Consider the following 15,810-nt stretch of genomic DNA (forward strand, 5'->3'; position numbering starts at 1 on the left):
TGAGGATTGTCATAATGACAGTCCTCATTTTTTACTTAATATTCTGTTTTTATTGATTCCAAGCACTTTCGAACTTAGTCTTACCGGCATCAATTTGTGAATTCCAGTTTTGACCCTTCTTTGCTTGTGCAAAGATGTTTTGCATAATTGAATTCAATTGAGTGTATGCAGCGTTGCTGTTCTTAACTACAGGAACACTGTATAAGTTCTTCATTGCCTTGTCTAATTGAGCAGGAACTTTAGACTTAGTTGAGTTCTTGTAAGCACTAGAGTTAATCACATTGTTAGTTACAGGGATGTATCCAGTTTGATCAGCCCAAGTCAATTGTTGGTTCTTACCTAACAAGTACTTAATGTACATGAAGGCAGCTGCCTTTTGTTCTGCAGTACCCTTGTTGAACATGTAGATATCAGTACCTTGTTGCATGTTGTACTTAGAAGGACGAGGTGCAACACCGTATTGGAACTTATTACCAACACCCATCTTAACAAATCCTTCACCAGCACTAGTACCTACAAACATTGCAACCTTTTGGTTAGAGAAGTCACCAGAAAGGTAACCAGCTGAACCAGCAGTCTTGAAGTAACCAGCTTTAATACCATCAGCATAGTAGTTGATTACTTTCTTAGACTTAGAACCAGTAAAGTTGATGTTCTTAGAGAAGTTTACGCCTTCATCCTTCATACCTAAAACGTAGTAGTTTGAAAGTGAGTCGAATCCAGCACCAACAACCTTGTGGTTACTCTTTTCGTAAATCTTCTTAGATGCTGCCTTTAATTCAGCCATTGTCTTTGGTACTTTAACACCATATTTATCTAATAAATCTTTGTTATAAGTTAACATTTCAACAGATTTATTAAATGGAATACCATATTGAGTACCCTTAATTTGTGCACCCTTTAATAATTCTTCACGGATGTCACTCTTCTTAGCTGAGCCCCAACCAATCTTACTATTGTTAATGTAAGGGGTCATATCAACCAAGCGTTTGCTATTAGCGGCATTTAAAAGCCAGCCAGGATAAGCTTGAGTAATTGTAGGCAAGTTATTTGGTGATTGCAAAGTTGAGTTAATCTTTGCTTGTAAATCAGTATACTTACCTTGGTTTTCAAGCTTAACAGTAATGTTAGGATTCTTCTTTTCAAAATCCTTAGTCAAGCTTTGTAAAGTCTTTTCTTGAGTTCCAGTCATACCATGCCAGAAAACTACAGTAGTTTTCTTGGTAATCTTAGTTGGAATATCAGCTGACTTACTACTTGAGCTATCATTACTCTTAGAATTTGAGCAAGCAGTAGTGCCTACAAGGGCTAAAGCAGCAACTGCAACTGCTGCAAATTTTTTAGTGAACTTCATATGTTCCTCCCAATAAAAACAAACAACAAAATAAAATTTTAATTTTAACTAAGCGTAAATACCTCTCCGCGCTTAGGTAAAATCCTTTCTCCAAATGGGTTTTCTTCTAATTCTGGATGCAATGTGTGCACAGGAGCCAAAATTTTTGGCTCAAAACCCGCAATAATTTCTTTTAATTCAGCTACATCCGCATGTCCTGAACAACGTAGAGTTATCAATTCAATTCCACGTTTTTCAATATTTTCAATAAACGGAGCATAAGCTGGATCAAAATCCCCAAGAGGCTCAGCATTACTATGAATGTATAAGCCTCCCTTTTGTAGTTGATCATAATGACCCACTACTTGCCAGAAATATTGATGATCGTCCTTTAGAAGATCTTGATAACTAACTTCAAGATTTGGATCGAGCGCATCAATCTTTTCATCTTCTGGCAAGTAGTAGTAAGGAACATCCTGCTGTAATGCCAATTTTAATAATTCAGCACGTTTAGCATGAAGGACTACTTTTCGAGGAGAATCTGAAATAATTCTCAAAATTCGCTCTACATTTGTAGGATAAGTATTAAAAGTCAACTGGCGCTTTGGATTATCTTTTTGGTATTTAACTACTCTTTCAGTAAGTTCAACCTCATTCTTAACGCCTTTGAACTCTTCACTATCCTCTTCACTACGTTCTGGCCATGAAACACCAGTACCTTCGATAATTAGCATATCACATTCCTTACCGGCCGCCATAAATTGACGCACCCAATCGGGATGATAACCATGCAAGCGAATATCCCCAGTATGAACGATTGTCTTATCAGGCGTTTTGATGATTAACCCAGTTGCTCCGTAAGCATCATGATCACTAGGAACAACTGTTAAAGTTATATCTCCAACTTTAATGGGCTGGTTTAATTTAGCAGCAATTATAGGACGAGTATAATTCTTCGGTTTATCAGCTGCTGGTAATAAAAATTCCCCATCCCGATTCAAGACTGGTAGCAAAGCCGCAGTTAATGGACCAGCATATAGTGGAATATCGGGCGCTAAAAGATTCATAGCTTTACTATGATCCAAATGAAGATGAGAAATATAAGCTGCGCTATGTTGCCAACGTTCATGATCTATTTCTTTTCCCGTAATCTTTGGATCATAGAAATTTGGTACATCACCAATCAATTGATATTTAAGAAGGGTTGAAAAATCTTCATCTTCCATTTTTAATCCAAGTTCTGGACGGTACACTTCTCCTAAATCAAATAATACATGTGACTTATCATAAGCTACTTCAATCATTGGGCCGCCAATAGTCGTTAACCCATTATAAAAAGTAACTGTAGTTTTAGGCTTTGAGGTCATTACGTACTACTCCTCGAATAATTTGCTTTCTAAAAATGAAGTAAACAATTAAAACAGGTACTACTGTTAAAGTTGCTGCTGCTAGTTGAAGTTGCGTTTGAGCACCCGCATCAGAGGCAAAGGCAGCTAAACCATTGTTCAATAAGCGCATCTTATCTTCATTTGTTACCAATAATGGCCATAAGAAGGAGTTCCATCCTGAAATAAAACTAAGCAACGCAACAGTAATTAATCCACCTTTAGACATTGGAACTAGAATTTTCCAAATATACTCCCAGTCAGAAGCTCCATCAATCATGGCTGCTTTATAAATTGTTGGTGAAATTGCTGTGAAGTAGCTTTGTAAATAGTACATATAAAAGATAGATGTTAAGAACGGTAAAACCAATCCTAAATATGTATTCAATAAGCCTAAATGAGCAATTGTATTGTAGTTGGTAAAAATTATTGCTTCTCCCGGAACCATTAAGAGTGAGAGAAAAATTAGCTGAATAAATCCTTTTCCCTTAAACTTCAAGTTGGTCATTGCAAATGCACCGAGAATTGAAGTAAACAATGTAACAATTGTTGTAGTTGCCGCTGTAATAAATGTGTTTAAGAAGTATCTTGCAAATGGTGCTTGCTCAAATACCTTTTGATAGTTACTCCACCTCAAAGTCTTTGGAATTAAAGTTGGTGGAAGAGTGGTGGTTTCTTGATAGGACATCAATCCACCTAAGATCATATAAATAAATGGGAAAACAGTTATAATGCCAAAAATTCCAATGAATAGATAGACAAAAATCATTCCCCAACGTAGTTTTTTCTTCTTCATTCTAACTGTTCACCTTTTTCATCAATTTTCTTTGTAAGAAAGTTACGAACAATATAAATAGGAACAAGACTACTGTTGCAGCCATTGCTACACCAGGCGTACCAACAATTTGGAATTTATTATAGATGTAGTAAACTGCCGTCATTGCCGAATTACCTACACCAGCTTGTCCATTAAATAATGCATAAACTTGGGTATAGATCTTAAATGCCCCAATTAAGTTTACAGTTAAAAGAAATGCTAAAGTTGGAACTAACTGTGGCACTGTTATGCGCCAGAACTTTTCCCTACTTGTTGCACCATACATATCAGCTAAAACATAGTAATTTGGTTCAATATTTCTTAACGCACCCATCAAGATAACGATGTTAAATGCCAAAGATGACCAAACACCAAAGATAATCAATGAAACAAGACTTAGACTCGGATTATCTAACCAATCAGGTTGTGGTAAATGAACAAGTTTTAATAAGAAGTTCAATAAACCGTATTCACCATTAAAGATATAACGAAATACAATTCCGATTGCGATCGTACTTGTAACATATGGCATAAAAAACATAGTTTCAAAGAAGGCGGTATGTTTAATCTTTGAAAAGATAAACCATGCTAACGCAACAGAAATTATTAAGGCAATTGGTACAGCTAAAAATGAATAAATGGCTGTATTCATAATTGCACGCCAAAATTCTGGATCGCTAAAAATATATTGATAGTTAGAAAGGCCATTAAATTGTAGGTCAATTAATGGTCCACCCTGAAAACTCATCGTAAAAGCACGTAGAATTGGCCAAATACTAAATACAGTAACGCAAATAATGGCCGGTGCTAAAAATAACCAAGCTTTTTTCTGATTATCTTTCATTAATAGATTCGCTCCCCATCTGGCTTAAATAAGTAAACGCGGTCTAAGTTCATCTTAAATTTCACGCTATCTCCAGGTTTTATTTCTTGCTCTAAATCAATCAATGCACGCTGATTTGTTCCAGCATGAGTAAATTTCAATACTCGTTCGCGTCCAATCAATTCGACATCATCAATCACTTCGGAAAGTTCGCCTTCATCACTTAACTTTAGGTTTTCAGGACGAATACTCAATGTATAGTCTCCGGCTACTAAGTCGCCTCTAAATTTTGCACTATCTAATTTTCCAACTGGAATTTCAAAGTCTGTCCCAATAATCTTATTGTCTGCTACCTTTACATCAAAATTATCAATTACTGGATTACCAATAAAGTTAGCAACAAATTGATTATTAGGTTCAAGATAAAGGTCTTGACCCTTATCGTCTTGTTGAATTACTCCATTATGGAAAAGAATAATCTTATCACCAATTGAGAGTGCTTCTTCTTGATCGTGGGTAACGAATAAAGTAGTAATTCCTACTTCCTTAACCAAATTACGAATTTCTTCACGAATCTTTAAACGTAAGCGGGCATCTAAGTTACTTAATGGTTCATCCATTAACAAAATTTGTGGTTCTTGCACTAGTGCACGTGCAATCGAAACACGCTGCTGTTGCCCACCAGAAAGATTGCCCGGCTTTTGATCAGCTAATTCTTCAATATGAGTTAATTTCATAAATTTTTGGGCAATTTTTTCAGCTTCATCTTTTGGCTTCTTGTTCTTTCCCACTGTCATTGGAAACATTACATTCTGTAAAACAGTCATATGTGGGTATAAGGCATAGTTCTGGAATACATAGCCAATATTACGATCTTTTGGCGCAACATTAAGAAGAGACTTACCATTTACAATAATGTCTCCGCCAGTCGGATTCAATAATCCGGCAATCATATTTAAAGTTGTAGTTTTTCCACAACCACTAGGACCCAACAAGCACACTAAGTCGCCCTTTTTTACAGAAAAGCTGACAGACTTAATCGCTTGGTAACCATTCTCATAAGTTTTTTCTAGGTTATTTACCTGAATGAATTTATCTTCGTTCATATATCTCTCACTACTACATTTAGATTTAAATCATATTACATCACAAATTTTATGATAAAAGCAACAAAATCACAAATATTTTTTCAATAAATAATTCGTACTTTGTGAAATTTTGCTGCTTTTTTGTGGATAAGATGTGGATAATGATATCATTTAAGGAACAATATTTCCATAAAAATAAATCGTATTTTACCTCTTGCATTTTTTAGATGTCCCCTTGGAATCTGTTTTACCAACATACAAGATAGAGAAAGGCGAACAATAAAAAAACACTACATCTTGTGCAGTGTTTTTCAAAAAATTACAAATTGTCGCCACGTTCAAATTGAAATTTAGAAGAATTTAGTGCTTGTCTCGTCAAATCACTTATTAATTTCTTAGTTTCATTAGTAATATATGCAGCCGTTTCAGCATTAGCAGCAGTTAAGTATTTAGTTTGTTCTTTTCCAGACAATCCTCCTGCTTTCTCATCGGTTGCTGAGATACGGCTAACCGCATAACTTTGACATTCATCTCTAAAGTTCTCAACCTGGTAAATAAACTGATGATATCTTGGCTCTACCAAAACTTGTAAACTCTTATACAACCAATATGCACTAGATTCTGGAGTAACCATATGACTAGCCGTTTGATAATTTAATGGTGTGTCATCAATATTGGTATAGAAAGGTACATAAGGACTATAAGCATAAAAACCAAAGTTTATCCATTGAATACCTGCTATTTTTTTAGGAACATCATTTCTAATTTGAAGAATACAACTAGATTGATTTCTATCCAAAGCAATTGATCTAAACATTTTTTGCTTCTTATCATCCCCTGAAGCAAACGATCCCATTGGGTCATATTCAGTACCGTTATAGTGACTAGACAAGAAAAATTCTACATCCTCAACGCCAATTTTCTTTTCTGGCTTTCTAATAAATGGCATTTCTTGACTTAATGGGTCTTGCTCAACACTTGGATTAAAAAGCTTTTGTCCATACCAAGTTCTTGGGGTGTTATAGTAACTATCTGCTTCTGCTTTAGTACCAAAAATATCTCTAAAACTCCACTTACCATCAGTACTTGGATTTAAGTGATTTTTTTCTACAAAATCACGAATAGTTGGTGCATACATAAAATTATCATGATCATCAAAATCAATATCTTGAATCACCATTATATTAGGACAAATTGCATAGGAATCTTCGGGAATTCTTTGTGCTACCCATTGATGACCAGCGCCAGTTTCAAAATACCAAACTTCATCGTGGTCAGAAAAAGCGATACCATTACTTTCACCAGTACCATATTTTTCAATTAATTTACCTAAACGCTCTACCCCTTCACGAGCAGTCTTAACAAATGGTAAGACAAGGTAAACCATCGAATCTTCATCTATTCCATCCTCTACTAATGGATCATGACCTAAACAGCGAGCATTTGTGGCCTCTGTTTCAGTAGCCGACATAGCAACGTTATATTCATTAATTCCTTGTTCATCCCAGCGACCTTCTGATTCATCAGCTGTTGGAGTGGCAGTCCACTTACAACCATGTCCCTTTAAATGAAGCTTTAAACCATTATATTTTGAAACATATTCTTCATCATAATCTTTTGCTTCATGGACAACAAAAGTCTTTTCATTAATGCCGCCATAACCGTCTTCATCACGAGCAATAATGGTTGAACCATCAATTGTAGCCTTTTTTCCGACAATCATTGCCGTACAGTTATCCTTGCTTTTGTTCATTGTTTTCTCCTAAATTAAATATAAAAATTAACTATTGATTAACTACCATATTACGATCTATTTTAGCCCTACCATTATTATAATCAAATACATAATCAGGCTGCACGTTATAGATATAAACGTTGAAATCCAAATTATTATTTAAACTTATAGCCTGCAAATTAATACCACGTGCCATTAATTCATTTCCCCTAAAAATTGCCGTTGCCTGAAAAATAACCTTATTTCCCTGTTTTAAGGCATTACGTACTTTTCCTTCAAAAATAGTCTGAATTTTCTGGTTAGAAAAAGCTGTTTGCGTAAATAGGTTTTTAGGATTATTTTGATCACCTGATTGATTATTAGGGTTATAAATTCCACCTTGATCGATTCCTGCAGAAACTGAATAAGCAATTAAGTGTCCACGATTATAAATTTGAGTCCCATTTTCACGATTAGAATGCCATGCAGTTGGATTAATAAACTGTCTTACACGTAAAGAATCATTCGCCACATTTCTTGGCTCTAAGAAGGCAGTATTTGAATGAGAAGTTCGGTTCAAATTATCTAAATTAGAATAGATTACTTTATTAACCTTCCAGGCATTCTTGATCAAAGTTGACTTATTATTATTTACATAGACATAGGCCTTGTCCCCGCTCTTAAAGTCTAAATTAGCTAATTTTTGATAGTCAGTACTGGACAATCCGCCATAGTTGGTATCCGCTGTTGTAGCATTCTTTACTACTTGCTGGGAATTATCTTGGTTTTGATTCGCTACTTGATTAGAAGAATTAAGCTTAAACCAACCACCCCAAATAATAATTACTAGCGCTATAATCCAGTTTGCTACTGTATTTGTCTGTTTTTTTCGATATCTTCTTCTCTTTGCCATTTATTCTTTCCCCTAACATTATTTCTTTCAGTATAGATATTTGAACGTACGTTTGCAATGTAATTAATAATTTTTTGTTTATTTAGACTGTTACAATAAACGTAATAAGTATATTGAAAACAGAAAGAAGATTAAGAATGGAATACTTTAATTTAAATGATGGAAATCGAATTCCTAAAATTGGTTTCGGAACCTATAAATTAAATGGTTCTCGTGGAGTTTTTGCTATTCAAGCTGCATTAAAGAATGGTTATCGTCTACTTGATTCTGCTGTTAATTATGAAAATGAAGGAGCAGTAGGTCGTGCTATTAAAAATAGCAGTCTAAATCGTGATGATATTTTTATAACATCTAAATTACCAGGTCGTCATCATAAATATCAGGAAGCCATAGAACAAATTCAAGAATCGCTTTATGCTGCTAATCTTGATTACTATGATCTCTATCTGATCCATTGGCCAAATCCAAAGGAGAATCATTATCTTGAAGCCTGGCAAGCCATGCTAGATGCCCAAAGATTTGGCTTAATTCGCTCAGTAGGTGTTTCTAACTTTGAGCCAACACATATTGAACATTTATACCGTGAAACAGGCGTTATGCCCGCTATTAACCAAGTTGAGCTTCATCCCTACTGGTCCAGCAAGACAATTCGTGAGTATGATGATAACCATAACATCATTACCGAAGCATGGAGTCCGTTGCAGCGTGCAGGTGAAGCTTTTCAAGAAAAAGAAATTATTGACTTAGCTCAAAAATACCATAAGTTACCCGCTCAAATAATTTTACGATGGGAAACTCAACTTAATGTTGTTCCTATTCCCAAAGCTAGTTCCTATGAACATCAAATTAGCAATTTGGATATTTTTGATTTCAAATTAACGCCTGAAGAAGTCCAAAAACTTATCAATTTAGACAAAATTTCTGCAAGAAGATTTGATCCTAATGAACATGAGGAATTTTAGAAAGTAGGTAGGCTGGATGAAAAATATATTAAATAAGCGAGTCTCAAAAATTGCCTTGTTTTATGACCTCGTTTTTGTCTACATGATATCTAAAACAACCGAGATTCTCCATCATCTAGAGCATGGATTAGTTTCACCTGCCTCCTTTGCTCTTTTTGCATTGATTGTAATTATTTTTATTAATTCATGGATGATTCAGACTGTCTTTACTAATAGATATGGTATCGGTAGTTGGGCTGACATTGCTTTTTACTTTATTGATATGATGATCTTACTTTACATGTCTAATTCTTTTGATACTAATAATCTAACAGAGATGAAAGTTCTATTTATTTCGGCTGGATTACTTTCGCTTACTCTAGCAAGCCACTATTTAATCAATTACTTTCAAGTTAAAAATTCTGTCGATCGAAATATTTCCCGGGCATTTTTTATGATTTTAATTTTTAGGGCAAGTACATTAGTTATCGGGGGAATTTTAGATAACATTTTTGGCTTTATTTTAGCTGTTATCGGCATCATATTAAGCTGGTTAATGCCACTTCTCACTACAAAATATACTCTTAAACATCCAATTATTTTTCCTCATTTACTTGAACGACTGAATCTCCTAGTAATTATTATCTTTGGTGAAACAATTATTGGTATTGCGGATTACTTTCAACCTAAAACTTTTTCCTTCTATTCTATTCTTATCTTTTTAACCGTTGCCTTGCTATTTTTCACTTATGCACTACAATTTGATAAATTAATTAATGAAGACCAAGAAGATGTAACAGGTAATATACTAATCTATCTTCACTATTTAATAATCTTTGGCATTAGTTTAATTACTGTAAGTATAAAATTTATCCATGAATCGGATGCTAACTCATGGTTTGCTGTTTTATGTTTATATTGTGGAATTGGTTTATTCTATTTAGGACTATTATTTTCAACTCATTACAATAAACTGCAATTTAAGTTAAAAAAATCAACTATTTTTCTTTTTATTAGTACAACTTTAATTGGAACTATTTCTTGTCTCATCTGGTCAAGCTTTGAAGTTATTACCATCCTCACTTTTATTATTGTTTCAATTAATATTGGTTGGCTCGTACATGTAAATCTTCCCCATATCAAAAAAGGAATCCTGCTTTAGGATTCCCTTTTTAATGTAAAAAATATTTTAACTACGTGCCCAATTATCAAGAACATTCAAGAAAAATTGCTCCGACCAAATTCTAATATTTTGACCTTGTTTCTTTAATGCTCTTGCCTTATTTAATTCAACGATATCAGTTCTGAAGAAATCATGATCTCCAACTAAAAGGTAGTCTGTATCTTGACCAACTTCATCCCAAATAAGGCCACCCAAATTCTTTACAGCATTAGCTAGTTCATATTCATCTACATCTAAGTCACCAGCAATTACAACATTCTTATGAGCAAAAGGACTACGGAAAGCTTGGCTTTGTTTAACAATCTCAGGCCATTCACTAGTTAAGTCTAGTGTTTTAACCATTTCTTGCGCTCTAAGCATATGTTCCTGTCTAAATAATCGATGAAATTCGTCAAAAACCTTTTTTGTATCTAGACAGTCATCTAAACCGCGATGCTCTTGCGTTTCTGCGATATCTAATCGGTGCATGCAATCTAAAAGACGATTGTGTTGTTCTTGTGGGTAAAAACTACGAGCCAAACGATAAACATCAACATAATCATTATTTAAGACAGTTAAGTGATACTTTTCAGCTAGGTCATAGACAAAATTCAAATCAAAATTCACATTATATCCAACAATCGGATCACTACCGATAAATTCACGATATTTCTTTATTGCTTCTTGAACCGGTAGACCCTTTTCTTCAATCGTCGCTTCATCAATTCCATTTAATTTGGTAATAAAAGCAGGCACCTTATTGCTATCAGGAAACTTCACCAATTCTGAAAAAGTTGCAACTACTTCTCCATGGCGAACCTTTAAACCACCCATCTCTGTAATCCGATCACGGTATGGACTAAGCCCCGTAGTTTCCACATCAATTAAGGTATAGTTATCAGGAAAACCAGGTTTTTCAATGCCTTTTTGACGTATTTTTTCTTGAGCTGCTGGAATTCGTAAAACACCTTGAATAACTGAAATACTCATTTTTTACCTTTCATTATTTTGAAATCTTTTCAATTGCTTCAGGAAGAGCCATTTCTAGGCCGACACTTCTTTTTTGGATATCATCCGGCAATTCATCTTGACTTAAGTCTGCTGCTACATAATGCCAATCTTTGAACTGCTCAACCAGTTTTACCATTGGATCAAGAAGCTGAGGACTAGTTGGATCAACTCCTAGTTCAAGCACTACGACCTTCTTAGTCTGATTTCTTGTTAAAAACCAACGAAATCTCGTATTTACATCTTCATCTGGAAAGAAGTGAGCATTTAGCGGCATATGAAGTTCCATTGGTGAATTACAATCCTCGCATCTTGGAACCTCACCCTGGCCATTAACGTATCTCTTCACTGTTGACAAATCAGAACGTGTACCGTGATTTAAACCACTAGAACACTGCATCATTGTCCAGTCACCAAAAACATTAAAGATTTTTTCTTGATCAAAGCCAGCTTTTTCAAAAAAATGGCCAAAAGTACTAGTAGCAATAAAATAATTCTTTCCATTTAACAATTCTTTTAATTGCTTCATTGCTTTACTTGGCTTATATTCAACTGAATACTCATTAATTAGTTGACTCCAGAATTGCCATTTTTCATCCCAAGAATCAAAATCTTTATCTAGTGCATCCGCAATTGTTTTTACATGATATTTTTCACTTATATTTTTATATTCAATCGGAAAGGCCAAATTGTCAAACATATCAAGGCCTTCCATTTGTGCAAACCCATTACCTGCAGTCACAATAACCGCATCGGCATCTGCTAACCATTTTTTTATTTCTTTAAAATCTTTCATGATCATTTCTTCCTTTTTATTTTTCAGAATATCCTACCAGACGTAATTGTCCATCAATATATTCTCCTAAAAAGACATCATCAGGACTATTATAACCAGCTTTAGTTACTTCCTGTTCAAGCCAAGCATTAGATTTATGGATTAAATCCAAAACGTCTTCATTTACCTGTCCATCACTAATAATCGGAAAGCGAATATTATCTTCATCATTTTCAATTATCGTTAATTGGCCATTTTGTTCAAAAATACAATTTTTCACTTTTTCAACTGAATAAATTCCGCGACTTCTAAGTCTAAACATTAATTCATTGGCAGAAATACCAGCTTTCATACAATTTCCGACCAACACATGACCATTTTTTATTACTTGAACCGGTTTTCCATCAATCAAATTACGAATCCAATTGCTACGCTCACGACCAAACTTCAAAATAAAAACTACTAAAGTCCAAACGATTAATACCAATAAAAATTGAAGAACGGTAATACTTTGATTATATATTAAACCACCTATAATTCCGCCCAGTACATAATTTTGTAATTGATCCAAAGCTGTTGTTGGAGCTAAATTACTTTTTCCAAAAACATTAATTTGAATAATCAAGGTTAATATCCCTAGAGAAAACTTAATAAATAATTGTGTATAATCCATCTTTTACCTACTTTTGCACATATACATGATGATCAATCACGTGCGATCGATTTAATGTATAGCTATTATTGTTTTCGTTTAAATTCAATTGATAGTCTTCATTTTTCGAATCAATTCGCACAATCATCCCATCCTGCAAACTCAGTGAACTGACCATCACATCGCTTTCTTTAACATTTTCATCATCAGCAACTGATTTAATAAAGGGAACAATTTGGGCAGCTTTAGACTTCTGTTCATTATTTTGCACATATTTTTCATATTGTGTGCCAGTAAATAATAATAAAAACAAGAGGGCAATGATTCCTAAATCCCTATATCTGGTATTAAAACGATCACGCAAATATAGAATTGCAAAAATAATCATCGCACTGGCAGCAACAATCATTAGAATATATAAAGCTGTTCGATCTGTATTTTGATGGTTCTGAATATAATTTATCGTATAGAAATTCATTTAAATCTAATACTTTCTCTTTAATGGACTTTCATCACGTTTATCATTTAATAAAACATGCTGCTTCGTAATTTCAATTAATGTTTTAGCTAAAAGAGCCATACTTTCAGTTGTTACATATTCATATGGTCCATGAAAATTTGCCCCACCATTAAATAAGTTAGGTGTAGGTATCCCCTTTTCTGAAATAAAAACGCCATCTGTTCCTCCTCGAAATGGGATAACTTTTGGCTCTAATCCAAGAGACTTATAGGCATGTAAAACTAGATTTACTACATAGGGATGCTCTTTAATCAAATCTCCTGGACTATGATATTGATCATGCATTTCAAAAGTTACTCGATTTGTTCCATACTTTTTATTCAACTTATCCACTGTACTTGTGATTAACTTTTTCTTTTGCTCAAAACCATCAGTATCAAAATCTCGAATAATTAGTTGAATTTGTGCATGATCGACATTGCCGTTATTGGATAAAACCATAAAATAGCCATCAAAATCTTTACTATTTTCAGGGACCTCACTTGCTGGTAAAGCTTGAATAAATTCACTAGCTATCAAGGCTGCATTGACCATAAGACCGTATGCCTCGCCAGGATGAACTACTGTCCCATGAAAATCAATCGTAGCCGCTGCTGCATTGAAGGTCTCAAATGCAATATCTCCTGGATCACCATTATCTAATGTATAAGCAAATTCAACAGGAAAACGTTCCACGTTAAAACGAGCAGCACCCTTACCAATTTCCTCATCTGGGCCAAAAGCAACCCAAATATCTCCATGTTCAAGATCAGGATTTTCTTTTAAAAATTTGAGCATTCCTAGTAATCCAGCAATTCCCGCCTTATCATCTGCACCAAGTAAAGTCGTTCCATCAGCGGTAATCAATGTTTCACCTAAATGTTTTTTTAAACTAGGAAATTCACTTGTGGATAAGACACGTCCCTCTTTTAAGAAAATATCCTTTCCATCATAGTTCTGATGCACTAGCGGTTTTACATTTTCTGCATTAAAATCAGCCGTATCTACATGTGCTACAAAACCAATTGGAGTCACTTCTTTCTTAGTTGTCTTTTTTAGTTTTCCTACTAAATAGGAATCTTCTTCTGAAAATGAAATATTTTCTAAGCCTAATTTTTCTAATTCTTTCTCAATAATTTTCAACAAGTCAACTTGACCGGCAGTCGTCGGCACCGCTGTACTTTGTTCATCTGAACGAGTATTTACTTTACAGTATTCTATAAATTTATTTTGAATATATTTTTGATCAATTTCAGGCATTTTTACCATCCCCAAACTATTTTTAATTATATTTTAAGAAAAAATAGTTTTCTGTCAATTCACTATAGTTCCGAAGCTCCACTTTCTGCATCAATTTTCTGATTTTTCCGATACACTTCTCCGTTTGTATTCTTAGGATCATCAACCAATTTTTGTCCGGTTTCTTTTAAGTAGTATTCCACAAGTGGATAAATATCTTGAACAGTTTCATTAATTCCAGCAAAATGATGGTCTTTATCAAAAATAGCCCGATATGTGTCTACCATAAATCTTTTTTGGGTATTAGTTTGATCTACAAAATGCAATTCTTTCGCTTCACCTGTGCTTAACTTATGGAATATTTCTGTTAATTGCTTCTTTTCACTCTCTGTTTGGCCAAGAGCCGCAATATTTTCTCCAAGTTCTGGAGGAGTATAATTCATCCCTGGTAATTGTTTATAATATGTAAATTCTCCAGTCTTATTAAAACTGAGCAAATTGCTGGGAAACGAAGAAAGATAATTATCGAGGTCTTTTACTTTCATTAGTCCCGCATTTAACTTTACATAGTCATTACCTTGTGCAGCTTTTTTATAATTTTTAGTCCAATTTTCATTCATTTTTGATACCTCACAAATAAAAAAAGCATGTCGAACTCGACATGCTAATTTTAACGTATTTAATTACATTTAGTCTTTAATAGCTTTTAACCCTTCACGCTTTCTTCCCATGTTAAACCATGGTGAAACAGTAAAGGCTAAAACGTCATTAACAACGTAAATTAAGGAGTTAACAGCCATTGCTAAAGTTGCATCTCCCTGTGCATAAGTCACACCCCAAAGAATTAATTGGAAAATTCCACTAGCAGTCCACCAGAAATATTGGTTATTGTAGCGTAAAAAACACATAATGCCAGCAGTTAATGAAATTGCAAAGCTAATAGCATCGATCCAAGGACGTGGATCGTTAGTAAACTTACCAATTAAATAGCCAGATACTGCATAAACAACTAATGTACCAACAATGGCAACAATCCATTCTTTAGCACCAAACTTACGTAAGTGATTCTTAGTATCGTCATTCCAAGATCTAACTGAAATAATAACTGGTAAATCTAAAGTTAAAATATAAGCAATTTGTTCAAAAATTGAAAGATAATTCTTAGCAGCTAGTCCTGCATAAATAAAACAAGCTGCGGAAATCAAGCCTAACCATCCATTAATTGCTTTAGTTGCATTAATGGCTAAAACACATAAAGTTCCAAGCAATGTACCAATAAAAGTAATAACGGTTAAAGCAGTGATTTTATTTTGAATCAAAATAGCTAATTGGAAACCGAAAGCAAAGAACCAAAGCATATAATTTTGAACTGGCCATCCGTGCAATTGCTTAAATAGCCAAACGAAATAGTTATCCTTTCTTTCTTTATGATCTTCTTGTAATGATGTGGAATTGTCCATT

Annotated in this window: 16 protein-coding genes; 2 read left to right on the forward strand and 14 right to left on the reverse strand. The window is 34.2% G+C overall.

What is annotated here, in order from left to right; all coding sequences use genetic code 11:
- Positions 1–49: 49 nt before the first annotated feature.
- The 7 genes from H0I41_RS08035 to H0I41_RS08065 form a co-directional block, all read right to left on the reverse strand.
- Positions 50–1,354: an extracellular solute-binding protein gene (locus H0I41_RS08035; RefSeq protein ID WP_004897932.1), complete on the reverse strand. Its 1,305-nt coding sequence runs from the start codon at positions 1,352–1,354 to the stop codon at positions 50–52.
- Positions 1,355–1,398: 44 nt separating this feature from the next.
- A complete protein-coding gene (locus tag H0I41_RS08040) occupies positions 1,399–2,700 on the reverse strand; it encodes an MBL fold metallo-hydrolase (protein WP_023599939.1) in 1,302 nt (433 codons plus the stop codon).
- A complete protein-coding gene (locus tag H0I41_RS08045) occupies positions 2,684–3,514 on the reverse strand; it encodes a carbohydrate ABC transporter permease (protein ID WP_135014642.1) in 831 nt (276 codons plus the stop codon). The genes H0I41_RS08040 and H0I41_RS08045 overlap by 17 nt, the downstream gene beginning before the upstream one ends.
- Before the next feature lies 1 nt (position 3,515).
- On the reverse strand, positions 3,516–4,379 hold the full coding sequence (locus H0I41_RS08050) for a carbohydrate ABC transporter permease (protein WP_004897934.1): 864 nt from the start codon (positions 4,377–4,379) through the stop codon (positions 3,516–3,518).
- A complete protein-coding gene (locus H0I41_RS08055; protein ID WP_004897935.1) occupies positions 4,379–5,464 on the reverse strand; it encodes an ABC transporter ATP-binding protein in 1,086 nt (361 codons plus the stop codon). The genes H0I41_RS08050 and H0I41_RS08055 overlap by 1 nt, the downstream gene beginning before the upstream one ends.
- 301 nt (positions 5,465–5,765) lie before the next feature.
- Entirely contained in the window at positions 5,766–7,199 is a 1,434-nt protein-coding gene (locus tag H0I41_RS08060) for a C69 family dipeptidase (RefSeq protein ID WP_004897936.1), read from the reverse strand.
- A 31-nt stretch (positions 7,200–7,230) separates the two neighbouring features.
- Positions 7,231–8,073 carry a DNA/RNA non-specific endonuclease gene (locus H0I41_RS08065; RefSeq protein WP_086875148.1) on the reverse strand — a complete coding sequence of 281 codons (843 nt, stop codon included), beginning with the start codon at positions 8,071–8,073 and terminating at the stop codon, positions 7,231–7,233.
- A 137-nt stretch (positions 8,074–8,210) separates the two neighbouring features.
- Between H0I41_RS08065 and H0I41_RS08070 the strand changes: the two genes are divergently transcribed.
- The gene (locus H0I41_RS08070; RefSeq protein ID WP_135014644.1) at positions 8,211–9,035 is read left to right on the forward strand and encodes an aldo/keto reductase; all 825 of its coding nucleotides are present in this window, start codon (positions 8,211–8,213) and stop codon (positions 9,033–9,035) included.
- Between the two features lie 16 nt (positions 9,036–9,051).
- Positions 9,052–10,176 carry a low temperature requirement protein A gene (locus H0I41_RS08075; RefSeq protein ID WP_135014646.1) on the forward strand — a complete coding sequence of 375 codons (1,125 nt, stop codon included), beginning with the start codon at positions 9,052–9,054 and terminating at the stop codon, positions 10,174–10,176.
- A gap of 27 nt (positions 10,177–10,203) precedes the next feature.
- Here H0I41_RS08075 and H0I41_RS08080 read toward each other — a convergent pair whose 3' ends face one another.
- The 7 genes from H0I41_RS08080 to pnuC form a co-directional block, all read right to left on the reverse strand.
- Entirely contained in the window at positions 10,204–11,166 is a 963-nt protein-coding gene (locus H0I41_RS08080) for an exonuclease domain-containing protein (RefSeq protein WP_135014648.1), read from the reverse strand.
- Positions 11,167–11,179: 13 nt separating this feature from the next.
- Positions 11,180–11,980, reverse strand: a complete 801-nt coding sequence (locus H0I41_RS08085) for an SIR2 family NAD-dependent protein deacylase (protein ID WP_135014650.1) — start codon at positions 11,978–11,980, stop codon at positions 11,180–11,182.
- A 16-nt stretch (positions 11,981–11,996) separates the two neighbouring features.
- Positions 11,997–12,632: a DUF421 domain-containing protein gene (locus tag H0I41_RS08090; protein ID WP_135014652.1), complete on the reverse strand. Its 636-nt coding sequence runs from the start codon at positions 12,630–12,632 to the stop codon at positions 11,997–11,999.
- 7 nt (positions 12,633–12,639) lie between these two features.
- Positions 12,640–13,089: a DUF3290 domain-containing protein gene (locus H0I41_RS08095; RefSeq protein WP_182094532.1), complete on the reverse strand. Its 450-nt coding sequence runs from the start codon at positions 13,087–13,089 to the stop codon at positions 12,640–12,642.
- 6 nt (positions 13,090–13,095) lie between these two features.
- Positions 13,096–14,370, reverse strand: a complete 1,275-nt coding sequence (pepT, locus tag H0I41_RS08100; protein ID WP_135014654.1) for a peptidase T — start codon at positions 14,368–14,370, stop codon at positions 13,096–13,098.
- Positions 14,371–14,432: 62 nt separating this feature from the next.
- On the reverse strand, positions 14,433–14,969 hold the full coding sequence (locus H0I41_RS08105) for a PAS domain-containing protein (RefSeq protein ID WP_086875155.1): 537 nt from the start codon (positions 14,967–14,969) through the stop codon (positions 14,433–14,435).
- 69 nt (positions 14,970–15,038) lie between these two features.
- The gene (pnuC, locus tag H0I41_RS08110; RefSeq protein ID WP_004897947.1) at positions 15,039–15,809 is read right to left on the reverse strand and encodes a nicotinamide riboside transporter PnuC; all 771 of its coding nucleotides are present in this window, start codon (positions 15,807–15,809) and stop codon (positions 15,039–15,041) included.
- Between the last annotated feature and the right edge of the window lies 1 nt (position 15,810).

The sequence above is a fragment of the Lactobacillus johnsonii genome, assembly GCF_014058685.1.
Taxonomy (GTDB): domain Bacteria; phylum Bacillota; class Bacilli; order Lactobacillales; family Lactobacillaceae; genus Lactobacillus.

Coding starts and splice junctions, on each gene's coding strand:
- H0I41_RS08045 (WP_135014642.1), bottom strand. CDS start 3,514: ATGAAGAAGAAAAAACTACGTTGGGGAATGATTTTTGTCTATCTATTC.
- H0I41_RS08035 (WP_004897932.1), bottom strand. CDS start 1,354: ATGAAGTTCACTAAAAAATTTGCAGCAGTTGCAGTTGCTGCTTTAGCC.
- pnuC (WP_004897947.1), bottom strand. CDS start 15,809: ATGGACAATTCCACATCATTACAAGAAGATCATAAAGAAAGAAAGGAT.
- H0I41_RS08075 (WP_135014646.1), top strand. CDS start 9,052: ATGAAAAATATATTAAATAAGCGAGTCTCAAAAATTGCCTTGTTTTAT.
- H0I41_RS08055 (WP_004897935.1), bottom strand. CDS start 5,464: ATGAACGAAGATAAATTCATTCAGGTAAATAACCTAGAAAAAACTTAT.
- H0I41_RS08040 (WP_023599939.1), bottom strand. CDS start 2,700: ATGACCTCAAAGCCTAAAACTACAGTTACTTTTTATAATGGGTTAACG.
- H0I41_RS08095 (WP_182094532.1), bottom strand. CDS start 13,089: ATGAATTTCTATACGATAAATTATATTCAGAACCATCAAAATACAGAT.
- pepT (WP_135014654.1), bottom strand. CDS start 14,370: ATGCCTGAAATTGATCAAAAATATATTCAAAATAAATTTATAGAATAC.
- H0I41_RS08090 (WP_135014652.1), bottom strand. CDS start 12,632: ATGGATTATACACAATTATTTATTAAGTTTTCTCTAGGGATATTAACC.
- H0I41_RS08080 (WP_135014648.1), bottom strand. CDS start 11,166: ATGAGTATTTCAGTTATTCAAGGTGTTTTACGAATTCCAGCAGCTCAA.
- H0I41_RS08050 (WP_004897934.1), bottom strand. CDS start 4,379: ATGAAAGATAATCAGAAAAAAGCTTGGTTATTTTTAGCACCGGCCATT.
- H0I41_RS08060 (WP_004897936.1), bottom strand. CDS start 7,199: ATGAACAAAAGCAAGGATAACTGTACGGCAATGATTGTCGGAAAAAAG.
- H0I41_RS08105 (WP_086875155.1), bottom strand. CDS start 14,969: ATGAATGAAAATTGGACTAAAAATTATAAAAAAGCTGCACAAGGTAAT.
- H0I41_RS08065 (WP_086875148.1), bottom strand. CDS start 8,073: ATGGCAAAGAGAAGAAGATATCGAAAAAAACAGACAAATACAGTAGCA.
- H0I41_RS08070 (WP_135014644.1), top strand. CDS start 8,211: ATGGAATACTTTAATTTAAATGATGGAAATCGAATTCCTAAAATTGGT.
- H0I41_RS08085 (WP_135014650.1), bottom strand. CDS start 11,980: ATGAAAGATTTTAAAGAAATAAAAAAATGGTTAGCAGATGCCGATGCG.